Origin of the sequence: Pedobacter terrestris (assembly GCF_052343045.1) — a bacterium.
In the GTDB taxonomy this organism is placed as follows: domain Bacteria; phylum Bacteroidota; class Bacteroidia; order Sphingobacteriales; family Sphingobacteriaceae; genus Pedobacter.
This window is the reverse complement of record NZ_CP180264.1, coordinates 1,201,441-1,218,208: the sequence shown is the minus strand read 5'-3', so window position 1 is coordinate 1,218,208 and position 16,768 is coordinate 1,201,441. Positions and strand designations below refer to the sequence as shown.

Below are 16,768 nucleotides of genomic sequence, written 5' to 3'. Positions count from 1 at the left end.
TTTATGTAAGGTCTGGCTATCAAAATGTGTTCTAACAAGTAAAGTTAGAATCGGCCGCAAATGAAATACATTCATCCAACCATTCCAAATATTCTACAAAAACACAGGCTTATCTAGCTTAATTGCGATTCTATAGGCAGCATTCATCAACCCCACATGGCTATATGCCTGAGGAAAATTTCCCCACTGACTACCGGTTTTTGCATCTACATCTTCACTAAAAAGCATCAGGTGGTTGCAATATTTAATGATGTTTTCAAATTCTTTAACGGCATCGTCCACACGGCCAACACAAGCCAAAGCTTCAACATACCAGAAAGCGCAAATTAAGAAGGTCGTTTTTGGTTTTCCGAAATCATCTGCGTGCAGATAACGGTAAAATAAACCATCTTCTGTTTTCAATTCGGCTTCCAGGGCTTTTAAATGATCTTTTGCTTTTTCAGAAGCTGGATCAAGGTAATTCATTACAATAAGCTGTAAGGTACTCGCATCTAAATGGTCGCTGCCAACAGCGTTGGTATAAACCTTTCTGATGGGATCATAACAGGCTTCTATATGTGCTGATGCTTTCTCGATCAATACGGTTGCACGTTCTTCAAAATCTGCATTGCCAATGGTTTTAGCCATTTTTAATGCAGCTTGTGCGCCTGCCCACTGGAATAAATTGCTGTAACAATGTACGTTTGCAATGTTTCTAAATTCCCAGATTCCGGCGTCTTTCTCATCAATGGTACGTTCAATTTTAGACAATACGCTTTCCAGCCATTTTACAGAGTCACTACGTTCAGAAAAAACAAAACGGTGGTCGGTATATAAAGGAAGCATAGAAATTAAAACCTGCCCATAAATATCATTTTGAATGTGTTCATATGCCTGATTGCCTACACGAATGGGTTGCTCGCCAAGGTAACCATCCAAGTGATCGAGTGTTCGCTCCGTGATTTCGCGCTCTCCGCCAATTCCATACAATGGTTGGTAACGGGTATCTTCTGCCAAAGAAATATCAGAAAGATAGTTGAAATATTTTTCCATTTCCTCAAAGTGCCCGATATGGTTTAGCGAAGTCAGCACATAGAAAGAATCGCGAAGCCAGCAATAGCGGTAATCCCAATTTCTGGTACTTCCCGGAGATTCTGGCAAACTGGTGGTACTTGCGGCAATAAATGCACCAGTATCTTCATACTGATGAATCTTCAAAACCAGTGCCGAGCGGATCACAAAGGGCTGAAAAAAACCTGCAATAGACGAGTGTTTAATCCAAACTCTCCAGTAACTGATTGTTTCGCGCAGGAAATTCTCTGACGTGCTAACTAACGGCGCTTCCAGGTTGTGCCCGTAAGTCATAACCAGATATTTTGCTTCGTTCAGAACAAAAGCTTTTTCATCAATAATGTAATTTATGGATGCGTTTGTGGTTAACCGTACATTTTCATCACAACCCATATAATCGATATGATTACTGCCCGGAATGGCATGCATTTTACCTTTTCCGTAGTCACACACCGGATCGCATTTTATGGTAATACGTGGGTTTCCTGTTATAGGCTCTATTTTACGGATGAGCATCAGCGGTTTAAAATAACGTTCATACAAATGAAAACGCGGCGCGAAATCAGTTACTCGGTAAGTCCCGTCTTCTGCTGTAATTTCTGTACGCAATACATTTGTATTTTCAATATAATATTGATGCGAGGTGTATTCGCCCTGAGGAAGGATCGAAAACTCGCCACCTTTATTTTTATCCAGCATGCTGCCAAATAAAAAAGGGCTATCAAAACGTGGCCAACAAAGCCAAGAGATATCAGTATTTTTGTTTACATGTGCTAAAAACGAACAGTTTCCTATAATTCCGGTTTGGTATAAGTGTTTATCGGCCATATTTGTGAATTGTTTAGGGATTAACAGTTCAGCACAAAAAATGTTGGAGGAATTTGATTTTAGTTGCTATAAGGGAGATGTGAGATTCGATTTTGAAAAATTTGTTAGGAAATATGGTCATCTGAGCGGACCGCAGCGAATCGATTCCCAAGAAATCTACGCATAAAAAAACCAGACTGAAACACTCAATCTGGCTTAATAAATACAATTATATCTTTTAAATTACGGTGCCACTAGGTAAAGTTGCGCCTTTTTTAATCACGACAATACCATCTTTAACGGCGTATAATTCATAATCGCCATCTTCTAAATGCGGACCGCCATTAATTTTTACATCGTTTCCAATGCGGCAGTTTTTATCAATGATTGCGTTATTGATGTAACAACGGTCGCCAATGCCAATTAAAGAGTTTCCGGCATCGGTTTCTTCCTGAATTTCTTCAAGAGTTTGATACCTGTCGCTTCCCATAATATATGCATTGCTGATTACTGTATCGCGGCCAATTCTGGAACGAATACCCAAAACAGCGTGCTCTACTTTACTGGCCTGAATGATACAACCTTCTGCAATGATGGTTTTGGACAGCGTAGTACCAGCAATTTTTGATGGCGGTAGCATGCGCGAGCGCGTAAAAATGGTGTGCGCGGAATCGAACATGTTGAACTTTGGCAATTCATCTGTAAGTCCAAGGTTGGCTTCAAAGAATGATGAAATATTACCAATATCTGTCCAATATCCTTCGTATTGAAAACTTAAAACCCGACTATCGTTAATCGCCCTTGGCAAAATTTCTTTACCAAAATCTTTTTCTTCAGGATTATCGTTTAGAATATTGATTAGGTATTGGCGGTTAAACACATAAATCCCCATCGAAGCAAGGAAGTTGCGGCCTTCGCCTTGCATTTCTTCGCCGGTATCCGATATCCAGTCTTCTAAACCTGTTTTTGGTTTTTCTATAAAAGAGGTGATTAAGTTTTCTTCATCGGCTTTAAGGATTCCGAAATCTGTAGCATCTTTCGCCGTAACAGGAATGGTTGCAATAGTAACTTCTGCTTCTGCTTCAATGTGTTTTTCAATCATATCTTTAAAATCCATCTGGTAAAGCTGATCTCCGGAAAGGATTAAAATATAATCAAACTCGTGCGAAACGATGTGGTGCATACATTGGCGAACGGCATCTGCAGTACCTTGAAACCATGCCGAATTTTGAACAGTTTGCTCTGCCGCCAAAATATCTACGAAAGCCGTACTGAAATGACTAAAGTGATAGGTGTTTTTAATGTGTTTATTGAGTGATGCTGAATTGAACTGGGTTAATACAAACATGCGGTGTATTCCAGAGTTCAAACAATTTGAAATTGGAATATCTACAAGACGGTATTTCCCTGCAATTGGAACTGCCGGCTTAGAGCGTGTTTGGGTGAGTGGCGATAATCTCGATCCCTGGCCGCCGCCAAGAATAACGCCTAAAACTTTGTCGGTCATGTGTTTAAAGCTATTTTAATATTTGGTATAATTGTATATAGTTCAGCGCTGCTCTGTCCCAGGAGTGATCAATTTTCATCATGGTTTTTCGTATCGCTTTAAATCTTTTTTTATCCTTATACAGTTCAATTGCACGGTTTATGGATTGGGTTACATCCCAAACGCTGGTTTGATCGTGGCAAATTCCAAATCCATCATCTCCAATATCAACAACTGTATCTTTTAATCCGCCAATGCGCCGCACAATTGGTACTGTTCCATATCTCAATGCATATAATTGATTAAGCCCGCATGGTTCTACTCTGGATGGCATAAGCAAAAAATCTGCGCCGGCATAAATTTCATGAGATACTTTTTCATTATAACCAATATAACAGTTATACTTTCCGTAAAAGTAATCTTTCAATTGATTTAGCCTACCCTCTACCCAATCTTCGCCAGAACCTAAAACCAACACATTAATCTCGTCTCCGTGGTGATGTAAAGCGGTATGGAAAATATCAGGCAGCAAATCTGCTCCTTTTTCATCAACCAAACGCCCGATAAATGTGAACAATGGTTTAGAATCATCTAACTGGAAAACATCGCAAAGCGCCTTTTTGTTTGCTGCTTTCCCACTTTCTACCGTACGCAAATTGTAACCTTTATTCAATAATGGGTCGGTTTGCGGATTCCAGACTTCAGAATCTATACCGTTAAGAATTCCCACACATTTACCGCGCTCTTGCCTCAACAACCCATCTAAGCCACGTGCATTGTACATCATTTCTTCCAGATAACTCGGCGAAACAGTTGTTACCCGCCAGGCACATTTTATTGCTGCAGCTAATGGATTGATATCATTATTCCATTCCAGCAATCCCGATTTCCATAAATCGAACGCAGGCAAATAGTACAATTTATTCCAGCCAAACTGGCCCTGGTATTGTGCATTATGTATCGTTAATACGGTTGGTACATCGCTAATCGATTGATATTTTACAGAATTGGAAACCATGAATGGAACTAAGCCAGTATGATGATCATGACAGTGGATTACATCCGGCCGATGTTCCCACTGAACAATCCAATCCAGAACAGCGATTTGAAAAGCAATAAACCTTTCTGTATCGTCATGATAGCCATAAACATTTGGCCGATCTGTCAATCCCTGAATATCTACCGCATAAAGATCAAAGCCAAGTTTATTGGTTTTTTCTTTTAGTACGCGATAAGGAAAATGATGATTGCCGTAATTTGCCCAAGCATCATAGGCGATCTCGAACTCATTTTCGGCCAGAAATTTGGTATGGTAAGCCGGAACCACTACTTTGGCAATGTGACCCAACTTATTTTGATATTTTGGTAAAGCCCCAACTACATCTGCTAAACCACCAACCTTAGCAAAAGGGTAACACTCGGCACTGATATGAATTATTTCCATGGCATATTTGGAGTAGATAACTGACTTTAGTCAGCAATTGTTTTCATCATTGCAAATAATACAATTTTCGGACGAAAACCGCATTTTTCGACTTATTTTTTTCTTTATTTTTATCAGAAATACGCTCAAAATATCTCCCGCAGATTTAAGGTAAGTTGCGCAAGGAAAAACTCCGATATTTTTTGCCAACTTAATGTGTAACTCTGCGATGATGCGTAAAATCAGCAGGAAAATCTTTTGCATAAAAAAAGGGATAATCTTTTTACAGAAATCCCTTTTCGCAATCGATTATTTTAAAATTTTATATTACCTGGTATAATTTGGCGCTTCTTTAGTGATCGTAATATCATGAGGATGACTTTCGCGCATACCAGCTGCAGTAATTTGTACAAACTGCGCCTCTTGTAAGGTTTCAATATTTGCAGCTCCGCAATAGCCCATACTTGCACGTAAACCGCCAATGTATTGATACATAACTTCAGCTAAAGTTCCTTTAAATGGCACGCGGCCAACAATTCCTTCCGGAACTAGTTTTTTAATATCGTCTTCAACATCTTGGAAATAACGATCTTTAGATCCTTTTTCCATAGCTTCGATTGAACCCATTCCGCGATAAGATTTAAACTTACGTCCTTCGTAAATGATGGTTTCGCCCGGAGATTCTTCTACTCCTGCGAATAACGAACCTGCCATTACAGTACTTGCACCTGATGCAATTGCTTTGGCAATATCGCCGGTATGTTTAATTCCGCCATCTGCAATTACCGGTACACCAGTTCCTTTTAATGCTTTTGCACATTCAAAAACGGCATACAACTGAGGAACACCAACGCCTGCAATAATACGTGTTGTACAAATTGAACCCGGCCCAATACCAACTTTAACCGCGTCTGCTCCGGCCTCAGCCAAAAATTTTGCAGCAGCTCCGGTAGCAATATTTCCTACAATTACCTGCAGTTCGGGATATTTTGCTTTTACTTCTTTTAACTTATCTACAACGCCTTTAGAATGGCCGTGAGCAGTATCAATTGTAATTACATCTACACCGGCAGCAACTAAAGCATCTACACGTTGTAAAGTATCTGCAGTTACACCAACGGCTGCACCAACGCGCAAACGGCCGCGTTCATCTTTACAAGCTGCAGGGTAATTTTTAACTTTTGAAATGTCTTTGAAGGTGATTAAACCACTTAAATAACCGTCTTTAGTTACTACAGGTAATTTCTCAATTTTATGGTTTTGAAGAATTTCTTCTGCTTGTATAAGGTTCGTACCTTCCGGTGCAGTAATTAGGTTTTCTTTTGTCATCACCTCCGCAATAGGGCGTGCCATATCTTTCTGGAAGCGCAAATCGCGATTGGTAATAATACCAACCAACTTATTGTCGCTACTTACAACCGGGATACCACCAATCTTATGTTCTTTCATAATTTTGAAAGCATCGGCAACAACAGCTGTTTCCAATAAAGTTACCGGATCCTGGATCATTCCACTTTCCGACCTTTTTACTTTACGTACTTCGTTGGCTTGTCTTTCAATGGTCATGTTTTTGTGTAACATACCAATACCCCCATTTTGGGCAATAGCAATAGCCAATTCAGCTTCTGTAACGGTATCCATTGCTGCAGAGATCAAGGGAACGTTAAGTTTAATTTTTTTCGTTAAAAAAGTGGTTGTATTTACATCACGAGGTAGAATTTCAGAATATGCGGGTACCAAAAGTACGTCATCATATGTTAAACCTGTTGCAATAAATTTTGTGGAATCGAGTTGCATAGAAAATAAATTAGGATTTATTATATGCGGGGCAAAGATACGTAAATTTATTTAATTTGAAAATGAAGCTGCAATTTATGGTCCTATTACACTAAATATTAAGATTGGTTGACAAAGGGATTTTACGATACAATAATTCAACTTCGATCTAGAATAATGATTGAATTACGATCAATGGAATTGCAATCGTTTTTGAAGGATCTGGAACGTTGATTTTCTCAAATTAAAATTGAATATTGAAACCTTATTAATTAAATTATTTGGTGGATACGTATATTTTCGAAAGTACAATGCTATTTTTTCTTAAAACGATCAAATTCCGTAAGTTGGGGTCACAATAAATAAAAAGGTGGAATTACTCTGCCAAATGTAATCCTTAAAAAAGTGTAATCTTAAAACTGTAAACTTTAAAACAATGATCAGTGAAAACCAATATTTTGACGGACAGGTAAAATCTCTCGGATATGAAAACCCAGAAGGCCGTTCTACTGTAGGCGTAATTTTACCAGGTGAATATCAGTTTGGCACAGCCGAAAAAGAAATTATGCATGTAGTAGAAGGTGAACTTTCGGTATTGTTACCTGAAACCAGAGAATGGAAAAATTTCGCGTCAAATAGTGCTTTTGAAGTACCCGCAAATTCATCTTTTAAAATAAAAGCCGCAACACCAACAGCCTATCTATGCCAATATAGAAAATAAAAAAGGGGAGCAAGTACTCCCCTTTTTTATGAACAAATCTAAAGCAGGTTTATTTTTTACCGACCACAACCTCTGTAAACTCTTCAACAGTAAGGTATTTATTGGCAAGCGCCAACAATTCATCTGCGGTAATGGACTTTACTTTGGCAATGTACTTTTCGTAGTAATCATAGTCTAAGCCAGAAAAATGAATATTCTTGAATTTATCGGCATGAGAAAAAATATTTTCTAAGCTACCCAACATAGAACCCAACATATAATTACGCACCAAATCCAATTCCTCCTCACCTATTTTTTCCGTTTTAAGAATTTCAATTTCTTTATAGATTTCCGTTAAGGCACTGGCGCAAACATCAGTACCAACTTCTGTAGCTATAAAGAAATAACCAGCATCCTGTAAAGAAGAAATTCCTGATCCAATTCCATAGGTATAACCTTTATCCTCGCGAATATTCGCCATTAACCTAGATCCGAAATATCCACCTAAAACGGTATTCAAAATCTGTAAACCCGGAAAATCTTCATGTTTGCGATTGATTGCAATTTTACCTAAACGAATTGCCGACTGTAAAGCATCGGGTTTTTCGGTGTAAATTTTCTTTGCAGTATTGCCATTAAAACTGAAATTATTTCTGTTGGCATTTCCATTTGCCCACTCCCGTCCAAACGTAGTATCGAGCAATGTCAAACTTTCATCTTCAAATTTCCCTGATACAACAATAGTACAATTATTGGGGGTAAATGAGGCATGAAAATAATCAAGCAAATCATCGCGTTTAAGGGCATCATAGTGACTCGCCTGAATGTCTACGCCATAAGCGGTATCTCCAAAAAGCGCATGTGAAAATTCTTTTCTCGCAAGAACATCATTTTTTTGCAAATTTACCTGTAGCTTCTGTTTTTGGTTTTTTATATAGATGTCCAGCTCAGACTGCGGAAATTCACTATTAGTCAACACATCTTTAACAATTGGTAAAACCGATGCCAAATGTTTGTTTAAGGTGTATAAGGTTACACCGGTTTGGTCTTGAGTGTAATCTGTTTGAAAGAACGCACCATAAAAATCAATCTGTTCTGCAATTTCTTTTGCCGAGCGGTTTGACGTTCCGTTATTTAGTAAACTGCTCACTGCAATGGCTTGAAGTGGTTTTTGCAAATCCCAGTTTACGTTATTGAAAATAAACTCAATTCTGACCAAATCCTGCTCACCAGAATACAACGTGTAAACTGGCACACCATTGCTTAATTTTTCAGTTTTAGGTTGTATAAATTGTATGGCCGAAACCTGTTTAAAAGCAGGCGCCTGTTGTCTGTTAAGCATATTCTTCTGTTAAATAATATAGGGTTGAGGATTGATTGTGGTTGAAAGTATTTTCTGCGATACGTTGTATATCTTGTGCAGAAACTTTCAAAAATTCTTCCGTTTCCTGATTAAGTAAATCTGCATCGCCAAGCAATTCATAATACGCCAGATTCATAGCCTTATCCAGTAAACTCATCTCAGAAAAAACCAAAATAGACTCTACTTTATTTTTTACTTTAGTAAGCTCCTGATCAGAAATCAATTCGTTTTTGAGCTTTTCCAGCTCTAGCCAGACTGCCTTTTCAGCATCTTCTATTGCAATTCCTTCAATTAACTTTCCTTCTATAATAAACAATCCCGGATCTATACTGCTTGAAATATACGCGTTGATATCACTAAACAATTTCTGCTCTTTTAACAAACTATTGTATAAACGCGATGATTGTCCGCGCGAAAGAATATCAGAAAGTAAATCAAATGCATAATAATCTTTACTAGATCTTCCTGGCATTTTAAAAGCAGTGTAAAATGCATTAAGCGGAACATTTGAATGAACGGTTTCTCGGCGTTCTTCTGTCTGCGGATCTTCCTGAATTAAATCGCGAACGTATTTTTCTCCTGCCGGGATTGGTTCAAACCATTTCTCGGCAAGCAATTTAACATCCTCAGTTTTAACATTTCCGCCTACAACCATAATCGCATTTTGCGGATTGTAATGTTTCTGGAAAAAAGCTTTAACATCTTCCATTTTGGCATTTTCTATATGCGAAAGCTCCTTACCAATAGTTGCCCATTGATACGCATGTTTTTTATAAGCCAAAGGGCGCAACTTTAACCAAACATCGCCATATGGCTGATTCAGGTAACGCTGCTTAAATTCCTCGCAAACTACATTACGTTGTGTATCTAAACTTTTTTCAGAAAAAGCAAGACTCAACATTCGGTCACTTTCCAGCCAAAAGGCCGTTTCCAGATTTTCTGAAGGTAAAGTGATGTAATAGTTGGTAATGTCGTTACTGGTGAAAGCATTATTTTCGCCACCAACCCGCTGAAGAGGTTCGTCATAACTCGGAATATTTACGGACCCACCAAACATCAGATGTTCAAATAAATGCGCAAAACCGGTTTGCTCCGGATTTTCATCACGCGCACCAACATCATATAAAATATTTAAAACTGCCATAGGCGTTGTGGCATCTTCATGCACCAAAACACGCAATCCATTGGCAAGTGTAAAACGATTAAAATCTACCATATCAATTTTTAGAATGGTAAATATATCAAAAATGATTCCACCTCTTCAGATGAATTTGGCGATTGCACTTTTTTCTATCGCTTTACTTTTTTTTTTGACAAAGCATAAACCCGATATCGTTTACCTTCATTCCCTTTTAGCTATATTTGCAACATGAATACAGCCGATTTACTACAACGGGCATTACATTTCGATTTTCTAAGCCTTGAAGAAGGCGTTCATTTATACCACAATGCAGATACGGCTTCGCTAATGTTTGTGGCCAATGAACTGAGAAAAATTCAGGTTCCGAGCGGGAAAGTAACCTGGCAGATAGACCGTAATGTAAACACCACTAACGTGTGCATTGCCAACTGTAAATTCTGTAATTTTTTTAGACGGCCTGGCCACGACGATAGTTATATTACCGATATTGAAACCTATAAGGTAAAAATTGAGGAAACCTTTAGGCTTGGCGGAGATCAGCTGCTTTTGCAAGGCGGCCATCACCCGGATTTGGGTTTGGCTTTTTATGCAGATTTGTTCAAAAAGTTAAAAGACCTTTATCCATCGCTGAAACTTCACGCATTAGGTCCGCCAGAAATTGCACACGTTGCAAAACTTGAAGGCATTAGCCATACAGAAGTTTTAAGAACACTTAAAGATTCTGGAATGGATTCTTTGCCTGGCGCAGGTGCAGAAATCCTGAATGATCGGGTTAGACGACTAATTTCTAAAGGAAAATGTGGCGGACAGGAATGGTTGGATGTTATGCGTGCTGCCCACCAGTTGGACATTACAACTTCTGCAACCATGATGTTTGGACACGTAGAAACCATTGAAGAACGTTTTGAGCATTTGGTTTGGGTGCGCCAGGTTCAAAGTGAAAAACCTGCAGATGCTAACGGTTTTCTTGCTTTTATTCCGTGGCCTTTCCAGGATGACGGAACTTTACTGAAACGTTTACGCGGAATTAGCAACAATGTAACTGCTGATGAATACATCAGAATGATTGCATTGAGCAGAATTATGCTACCAAATGTGAAAAACATACAAGCCAGCTGGTTAACCGTAGGAAAAGCAACCGCACAGTTGTGTTTACATGCCGGGGCAAATGATTTCGGATCAATTATGATTGAAGAAAACGTGGTTTCTGCAGCTGGTGCACCACATCGTTTTACTGCAAGTGGCATTCAGAAATCTATCCGCGAAGCGGGTTTTGAGCCTCAATTGCGCGGCCAAAAATACAATTACAGAGATTTACCAGAACAATTAGAAGAACAAGTGATTACTTACTAAGTCTGGCGAATAAACCATAAAAACACGAAAGGCTTCAATATGATTGAAGCCTTTTTTGCGTTAAGGGCATTTTTTCTACATAAAAGGGAAACAGAACTCCCACTCTGTTTCCCAACCTTAAACTAAACATTACCTAATGAATGCTTCCCTTTTTATTAAGCTAATTTTTTAACCGGAATAAAAAGATTGGCAATTTTTTTAACATCAGAACCAGTCAAAAACTCATCAAAAGATTCTGCCGCAGCAGTTTGTGTAACAGCAGTACCGTTAATTCCGGTAATCTGAATACCTGCTTGTGTTGTATTTTGTTCACCTGCATAAACTGCATCTACTGCAGATACACCAGTATCATTTCCATTCGCAGTATACGCAATCCAAGGTTTTAAAGCACCTGCGCCTGTTACGTTTGCCGCAACCATTTGGCGGATGTGCGAAGCATGACGCGCTTCTACCGAGTGAATTTGTAAAGCTGTAGTCAATACCGCATTTCCCTTTAAAATTGGCGCTTGACCTTTATAAGCACGCACACCTGTATCTTCGAAAGCTAAAGCAACTTTCAAGAAAGTTTGATAGTTGGTAAACACGTCTGCAAATCCACCACCGGCAGTAAAGTCGAAATCTGAGTAAACGTACTGATCTGCACCAGTGATCTGCAAAGCACCTTTTAACAAGTCTACGTGTGCACGCTCATGATCTCTGATCGTAGTTATCGCGGCACGTGGAGCACCTGTAGGAATGTAGGTCGCATTGGCAACCGATAAGGCATGGTTGTAGTAGTTGTATTCCAAATACTCTAAAGCCAGGGCAAAGTTTAATACATCTGTAACGCTACTTGGATTGGTTTGTCCGTAAGCTTTTTGAAACATAGAACCTAAAGCAAGCGGTAAAGCAGCTAAAGAAATTTTCTTTCCTACGTTGAAAAAATCTTTCATTGCCTTACGGCGCGGGCTTAATCTTTCATAGATCTCGCCATCAACTTTTTCTATTTCGTCTAATATATTTAAGATATTCATGATCGTAGATTTTAAAGATTAAAGGTTAATTACGTTAATTTTAGTTTTGATGTATTTACCTGCAGCAGCCAATACCTTATCTGGAGTCAATGCCCCATCAAGTCCGCCAGCAACATTTGCACCCAAAGCGGTAAGTGTGGTTAAATCTGCAAATGATCCGTTTGAAATAATATCGCGGATGTAAGCAGCGTGACGCGCCTCTACCGAGACAATTTTACCTGCAAGCACCAAATAGTCTGTAGTAGTTATACGCACACCAGCACCGTTATATGCTGCCACACCTAAATCTTCAAATGTCATTGCTGCAGATAAAACACTGCTTGCGCTGGTAAAATCAATCGAAGAAAAATCTACCTCTAAACTTCCGATTGCTGCTGTACTCAATGCATTTTTGAAAAATTCACGGTGTGCAATTTCGTGGAACTGAATATCTTGGAAATATGCTTTTTGCGCTGTTGTAAAGCTTGAAGGCGGAGCCGATGCTACCTTAACATAAAATGCAGCTTCAAGTTGTTCTAATGCATAAGCATAATTTAATACACCAATATCATTTTTAAAATCTAAAGTTGCGCCGGTTGAAGTATCCGGATAGCCGCGGTCTTTTTTACAGCCTGCCGCTACTAATGCCATACCTGCAGCACTTACACCTGCATATTGAAGGAATGACCGTCTTCCTAATGAGCCGTTCAAGAAACTGGTTTCTTGTAGTTCACTTTGTGGTTCTAGTTCGTTATTTTTCATAAGTTCACTAATTATTAGGGTTTTTGATTCGTTTGATGATACATACGTGACATTTCTGATGCTGGTTTTTTGGTTTCTAATTTTTTTTTGTTTGGGTATTTTAATACATTCACCATAAATACACATGAACACACTTAAAGCCATCATCGTAGACGACGAAGAATTCGCACGTTCGTCACTGTTTTTTTTGCTTCAGCAGAACTGTCCTGAAGTAGAAATTACGGGCATTGCGCGCTCCGTTGCCGAAGCCAAAGAAATCATGTCTAATCATAGCATAAACCTTCTTTTTTTGGATATTGCCATGCCTGGCGGAAACGGTTTTGAGCTAATTCCTGATGCCCAAAAAAGCAAAGCAGCCGTAATTTTTACCACCGCTTATGACCAGTATGCACTCAAGGCAATTAAGGCAAATGCACTCGATTATTTGCTTAAACCGATTGATATTGATGAGCTGAAAATTGCTGTAGAAAAGGTAGCTGAGCACCTCAAACTTTTCCACAACCTACAAGAATCAGACGATAGAATGCACAATCTTGCTTCCAGTTTGAACAATAGATCTGAAATTAGAAAGCTTACTTTGCCCTACGGGCAAGGTTTTAAAATGATTGATGTAGACGATATAATTTACATTGAAGCCGATAGCAATTACTCTGTTGTACACCTTAACAGCTCTGAAAAAATAACCGTTTCTAAGGTGCTTAGAGAGTTTGAAGAACTGCTGCCTACAGAGCAATTTGTGCGCATCCATAAATCAAACATCATTAATCTGAACCATTTAAAAGAATACAATTCTAAGAACGGCTTGCTTGCGTTACTTAATAACGGAGAAAGCATTAACATTTCCAGAAGACGCGCAAGTGATTTTTTTGAGAAAATAAAATCTTTTACAAAAACCAATAGTGATCACTAAGTTAAATAACGCAAATACCCAAACGCATTTTTGGCCCGGTGCGCGGAAAGTGCTGCATGCGGTATCTCTTTTGTTTGCGCTGTTGCTCGTTCAGCTTTCTATTTCACAAAAAGTATCGGCTCAAACAACATATTTGCCGCATTACACTTCAAAGAATGGACTGGCCAGCAACAATTGTTATTACATTTTACAAGACAAAAAAGGCTTTATCTGGATTGCAACAGACAATGGTGTAAGCCGCTTTGATGGCACAAATTTCCAGAATTTCACGATTGAAGATGGACTTCCGGATACGCAGATTCTGCAAATGGCCGAAGATGAAAAAGGCCGGATTTGGTTTTTTGCTCTAAACGGGCAAATAAGCTATTTAAAAGATGGCAAATATTACAACCGGAACAACAACGATTTACTAAAAAAGCTCAATTTCAATATTGTTTTCACCTCATTTTTGCAAGATACGAAAGGCAGAATTTGGCTGGGCACCAACTCCAATCTAATTGTCTGCTGGAACGGAAAATCGATACAAAAATACACGTCAAAATCTGTAAACGATAAGTTTACCAATGCATTTATACATGAAGACGAGCAAGGCGAAGTTTTTGCGTACAGCGATGGAAGTGTTCAAAAGTTTGACGGAAAAGGCTTCAATCTTATAACGCCATCGGTGCAGCCAATTTCTTACATGACGGCTAAAAACATCCAGGACCATTCGCTGATTTACCTCGATAAAGACGGCATGAAGGAGTTAAAGAACGGCCTGGTAAAATTGTTGATTCCCATTCCGCAAAATTTGCTCAAAAACATGTCTGGCTATTTTTATTATAACCAATTGAGTAAAGAAGTGTGGCTATCAAATGCAAATGGTGCTTTTGCACTTAATAAAAGTGGCAAAACAGTACAATACCTTCAAGATATACCGGTAAATCAAATCATTAAAGACAGCAACCAGAATATTTGGTTTGCCACCAATCAGGGCATTTTTATGCTCCCGAATATGAACAACCGCTTGTCTATTATCGATGCAGAGTCTGGGTTGAGCAGCAATGTTATTAAAAGCATTACTAAAGATTCTAAGAACAGACTTTGGCTGGGTACGGACGATGCAGTAATCGATATTCTTTCGTTAAAAAATTACCAGGTAGAAGAAGTTGGATTAGACGATTTTAAAAAATATAAAACGATTAAACAGATTGCTTTTGATAAAAAAACGCAATCCATCTATTTCGCATCAGATTACGGAATGGGTGTGTTTAACGACATCTATCACGACATTAATAGCATCAAATATCTTAAAGAAGCCAACAATTCGATGTTTGTGATGAAGCACTTTAGCCTCAGCGAAAACAACAATCATCTCGCTCTTGCGCTTTCATCCGGCGTGGTTTTTTTGGCCGATCGCGTTAACCGCTTTGAATTTAACTCCTTAAAATACCGGGAAAAAGAAGATTTTTTTAAAGATCGCTCCTATCATGTATTTTATGATAAAGATGGAAATTTGTGGTTTTCTAACATTAATGGATTATCTCAGTTTAGCAATGGCAAACTGATCAAACATTATGAAAACCATCCATTGCTCACCAAAAGAATTAACGACATACAACAACTGAACGATGGAACTTTAATTTTAGCTACCGATGGTTATGGATTAATATTTTATAAAGACCAGAAAATTATCCGGCAGATTACCCAACAAGACGGTTTAACCAACAACATCTGCACAAAAATTTTTGTAAAAAATAAAGAAATCTGGGTAATTACGAACAAAGGTGTAAATAAGATTAATGACTTTCCTCAAAATCCGGTTGTAGCCAATTTCGATTATGGAAAAGATCTGTTGGGCGATGAAATCAATAGTCTTTTTATTGATGACAATACCGCATATTTCGCCACCAATAAAGGTTTAATTCTGTTTAAGTACAACAGCGAAACCATTAACCGCATCCCGCCAAAAGTTTACATCACTTCTATTTTTCGCGACCAGGAGCGGCTTCCGCTTAGCGATAGCAAATTTACTTTTGAATCTGGTGCAAATACCATTCTATTTACGTTTAGTGCAGTAGATTTTACCACTAGCGATATTAGTTACCGTTACCGGTTAAGCACCAAATCTGGATGGGTAGAAACCAAAACACGCCGTTTGGATTTTTCTTCCTTACAACCTGGTGATTACATCCTGGAAGTAAGTGCGAAAAGTCAAAACGGATCATGGGGAATCCCGGCAAAAGTAAATTTCATTATAGAAAAACATTTCTGGCAAAGTGTGTGGTTTATTGCGTTCATCATTATCCTCTCTGCCGTTGTATTCTATCAAATTACCGTAAACATTACACGCAAACAAAAAGATAAAGAGCAACAGCAGTTGCTGTTAAAAAACAAGGTTCTGATGTTGGAGCAACAAGCTTTGCAGGCTATGATGAACCCACATTTTGTATTCAACGTAATGAATTCCATCCAACATTACATCAATACACAAAATACGGCATCGGCCAATAAAGTACTTACGGGATTTGCGCGCCTTATCCGTAAAAATCTTGAAATTTGTACCAAAAGTTATATCACGCTTGAAGAAGAAATTGAATATTTGAATTTGTATCTCAAACTGGAAAAAAACAGATTTGGGGACAAATTGGAGTATAGCTTTAATATTGACGATAATATTGATCTTGAAGAAGCACAAATTCCTTCCATGTTGCTTCAACCGTATGTGGAGAATGCGATTTGGCACGGTATAATGCCTAAAGAAAGTGGCGGAAACATTCAGATTAACATTAAACAGATAGACGATTTTTACCTGAACATTGAAATTATTGATGATGGTATCGGGATTGATAATTCTTTACGCGATAAAAAAGAAACACATATCAGCAAAGGAATGCAATTAACCAAAGAACGGTTAAACCTTTTAGGACAAATTGGAGCAAAACCTATACACCTTTCTGTGAAACAAAACATCAAAATTGGAACCACCGTATTCATTTCAATCCCACTTAAATAGGCATTTTACC

General features: G+C 38.4%; 12 protein-coding genes. 4 read left to right on the top strand and 8 right to left on the bottom strand.

Annotation, left to right across the window (positions count from 1 at the left end):
• Positions 1 to 93: 93 nt before the first annotated feature.
• From ACJVDH_RS05250 to guaB, 4 genes are all read right to left on the bottom strand, one after another.
• Positions 94 to 1,878 (bottom strand): glycoside hydrolase family 15 protein, encoded by a 1,785-nt coding sequence (locus tag ACJVDH_RS05250; RefSeq protein WP_443946520.1) that lies wholly within the window; start codon positions 1,876 to 1,878, stop codon positions 94 to 96.
• Between the two features lie 217 nt (positions 1,879 to 2,095).
• Positions 2,096 to 3,364: a glucose-1-phosphate adenylyltransferase gene (locus ACJVDH_RS05245; RefSeq protein WP_443946519.1), complete on the bottom strand. Its 1,269-nt coding sequence runs from the start codon at positions 3,362 to 3,364 to the stop codon at positions 2,096 to 2,098.
• Between the two features lie 10 nt (positions 3,365 to 3,374).
• On the bottom strand, positions 3,375 to 4,787 hold the full coding sequence (locus ACJVDH_RS05240; protein WP_443946518.1) for a glycogen synthase: 1,413 nt from the start codon (positions 4,785 to 4,787) through the stop codon (positions 3,375 to 3,377).
• 306 nt (positions 4,788 to 5,093) lie between these two features.
• Positions 5,094 to 6,563: an IMP dehydrogenase gene (guaB, locus tag ACJVDH_RS05235; protein ID WP_443946517.1), complete on the bottom strand. Its 1,470-nt coding sequence runs from the start codon at positions 6,561 to 6,563 to the stop codon at positions 5,094 to 5,096.
• 415 nt (positions 6,564 to 6,978) lie between these two features.
• On the opposite strand from guaB, the gene ppnP reads away from it, so the two are divergent.
• The gene (gene ppnP / locus ACJVDH_RS05230; RefSeq protein ID WP_443946516.1) at positions 6,979 to 7,263 is read left to right on the top strand and encodes a pyrimidine/purine nucleoside phosphorylase; all 285 of its coding nucleotides are present in this window, start codon (positions 6,979 to 6,981) and stop codon (positions 7,261 to 7,263) included.
• Between the two features lie 49 nt (positions 7,264 to 7,312).
• On the opposite strand, the gene ACJVDH_RS05225 is transcribed toward ppnP, so the two are convergent.
• Together ACJVDH_RS05225 and ACJVDH_RS05220 are read right to left on the bottom strand one after the other, a co-directional pair.
• The gene (locus tag ACJVDH_RS05225; protein WP_443946515.1) at positions 7,313 to 8,584 is read right to left on the bottom strand and encodes a M16 family metallopeptidase; all 1,272 of its coding nucleotides are present in this window, start codon (positions 8,582 to 8,584) and stop codon (positions 7,313 to 7,315) included.
• Positions 8,577 to 9,821 carry a M16 family metallopeptidase gene (locus ACJVDH_RS05220; RefSeq protein ID WP_443946514.1) on the bottom strand — a complete coding sequence of 415 codons (1,245 nt, stop codon included), beginning with the start codon at positions 9,819 to 9,821 and terminating at the stop codon, positions 8,577 to 8,579. The genes ACJVDH_RS05225 and ACJVDH_RS05220 overlap by 8 nt, the downstream gene beginning before the upstream one ends.
• A gap of 153 nt (positions 9,822 to 9,974) precedes the next feature.
• Between ACJVDH_RS05220 and ACJVDH_RS05215 the strand changes: the two genes are divergently transcribed.
• On the top strand, positions 9,975 to 11,099 hold the full coding sequence (locus ACJVDH_RS05215; protein ID WP_443946513.1) for a CofH family radical SAM protein: 1,125 nt from the start codon (positions 9,975 to 9,977) through the stop codon (positions 11,097 to 11,099).
• Between the two features lie 155 nt (positions 11,100 to 11,254).
• Here ACJVDH_RS05215 and ACJVDH_RS05210 read toward each other — a convergent pair whose 3' ends face one another.
• Together ACJVDH_RS05210 and ACJVDH_RS05205 are read right to left on the bottom strand one after the other, a co-directional pair.
• Entirely contained in the window at positions 11,255 to 12,112 is an 858-nt protein-coding gene (locus tag ACJVDH_RS05210) for a ferritin-like domain-containing protein (protein ID WP_443946512.1), read from the bottom strand.
• Positions 12,113 to 12,130: 18 nt separating this feature from the next.
• A complete protein-coding gene (locus tag ACJVDH_RS05205) occupies positions 12,131 to 12,853 on the bottom strand; it encodes a ferritin-like domain-containing protein (RefSeq protein ID WP_443946511.1) in 723 nt (240 codons plus the stop codon).
• Between the two features lie 124 nt (positions 12,854 to 12,977).
• On the opposite strand from ACJVDH_RS05205, the gene ACJVDH_RS05200 reads away from it, so the two are divergent.
• Positions 12,978 to 13,763, top strand: a complete 786-nt coding sequence (locus tag ACJVDH_RS05200; protein ID WP_443946510.1) for a LytR/AlgR family response regulator transcription factor — start codon at positions 12,978 to 12,980, stop codon at positions 13,761 to 13,763.
• Positions 13,753 to 16,758, top strand: a complete 3,006-nt coding sequence (locus tag ACJVDH_RS05195) for a two-component regulator propeller domain-containing protein (protein WP_443946509.1) — start codon at positions 13,753 to 13,755, stop codon at positions 16,756 to 16,758. Before ACJVDH_RS05200 ends, ACJVDH_RS05195 begins: the two co-directional genes overlap by 11 nt.
• Positions 16,759 to 16,768: the final 10 nt, after the last annotated feature.

Coding starts and splice junctions, on each gene's coding strand:
- ACJVDH_RS05250 (WP_443946520.1), bottom strand. CDS start 1,878: ATGGCCGATAAACACTTATACCAAACCGGAATTATAGGAAACTGTTCG.
- ACJVDH_RS05245 (WP_443946519.1), bottom strand. CDS start 3,364: ATGACCGACAAAGTTTTAGGCGTTATTCTTGGCGGCGGCCAGGGATCG.
- ACJVDH_RS05240 (WP_443946518.1), bottom strand. CDS start 4,787: ATGGAAATAATTCATATCAGTGCCGAGTGTTACCCTTTTGCTAAGGTT.
- guaB (WP_443946517.1), bottom strand. CDS start 6,563: ATGCAACTCGATTCCACAAAATTTATTGCAACAGGTTTAACATATGAT.
- ppnP (WP_443946516.1), top strand. CDS start 6,979: ATGATCAGTGAAAACCAATATTTTGACGGACAGGTAAAATCTCTCGGA.
- ACJVDH_RS05225 (WP_443946515.1), bottom strand. CDS start 8,584: ATGCTTAACAGACAACAGGCGCCTGCTTTTAAACAGGTTTCGGCCATA.
- ACJVDH_RS05220 (WP_443946514.1), bottom strand. CDS start 9,821: ATGGTAGATTTTAATCGTTTTACACTTGCCAATGGATTGCGTGTTTTG.
- ACJVDH_RS05215 (WP_443946513.1), top strand. CDS start 9,975: ATGAATACAGCCGATTTACTACAACGGGCATTACATTTCGATTTTCTA.
- ACJVDH_RS05210 (WP_443946512.1), bottom strand. CDS start 12,112: ATGAATATCTTAAATATATTAGACGAAATAGAAAAAGTTGATGGCGAG.
- ACJVDH_RS05205 (WP_443946511.1), bottom strand. CDS start 12,853: ATGAAAAATAACGAACTAGAACCACAAAGTGAACTACAAGAAACCAGT.
- ACJVDH_RS05200 (WP_443946510.1), top strand. CDS start 12,978: ATGAACACACTTAAAGCCATCATCGTAGACGACGAAGAATTCGCACGT.